Raw genomic sequence first — 821 nt, 5'->3', positions numbered from 1 at the left:
GTCCCGGGCGCAGAGGGCGTCGCGGACGTCGACGCGGGCGGGAATGGCGGCGATCTGCAGCCCGTCGGCCACGCCGGTGGGCAGGTCCTTCAGCGAATGCACGGCCACGTCGCAGCGGTCATCCAGCAGGGCCTCGCGCAGCGCGGCGGTGAAGACTCCGGTTCCGCCGATCTGGGCCAGCGGCCCCCGCAGCACGTCGCCCTCGGTCTTGATCCGGACCAGTTCATACTCCAGGGCCCCGCCGGCGGCCAGCGCCTCGGCCACGGTGGTGGTCTGGGTGACCGCCAGGGCGCTGCCGCGGGTGCCGATGCGGACTGTGACGGTCATGGCTGCGGCACCCCCACGGTCGAATCCATGCCGGCCACCGTCGGCTTCTCGCCGCGGCGGTTGGCGCAGCAGCCGGGCATGCACACGTCCATCCAGGGTCCCAGGCCGGTCAGCGCCGGGCGGTCCGCGCGGTGCTGTTCCACCGTGCGCTCACAGACCAGGTCCACGAGGCCCTCGACGAACTTCCGGTGCACGCCCGGGGTGGGCACGCGGGCGGCGGCCAGCCCGAGGCCGCGGCAGGTCTCCAGTGCCTCCGTGTCCAGGTCCCACATCACCTCCATGTGGTCGCTGACAAAGCCCAGCGGCACGATGACCACGCCCTTGACCCCCTGCGCGGGCAGCTCTTCGAGCGCGTCGTTGATGTCCGGCTCCAGCCACGGCACATGCGGCGCGCCGGAGCGGGACTGGTAGACGAGCGACCAGTTGACGCCGGCTGCTCCCGGCACGCGGTCCAGGACGGCCCGGGCGGTGGCCAGGTGCTGCGCCACGTAGGC

1 protein-coding gene and 1 pseudogene are annotated in these 821 nt (G+C 73.3%); both read right to left on the bottom strand.

Annotation, left to right across the window (positions count from 1 at the left end):
• Positions 1 to 327, bottom strand: a pseudogene (locus tag AC5RUJ_RS17470) (hydroxymethylbilane synthase); the annotation flags it as partial.
• Positions 324 to 821: ferrochelatase (locus AC5RUJ_RS17465; RefSeq protein WP_494156403.1), on the bottom strand; the 498-nt coding region annotated here is incomplete at its 5' end. The gene AC5RUJ_RS17465 and the pseudogene AC5RUJ_RS17470, both read right to left, overlap by 4 nt.

It is taken from the genome of Arthrobacter sp. Y3223164, from assembly GCF_059091005.1.
Note: the sequence above shows the minus strand (reverse complement) of the source record. Positions and strands in the feature narration are given on the sequence as shown.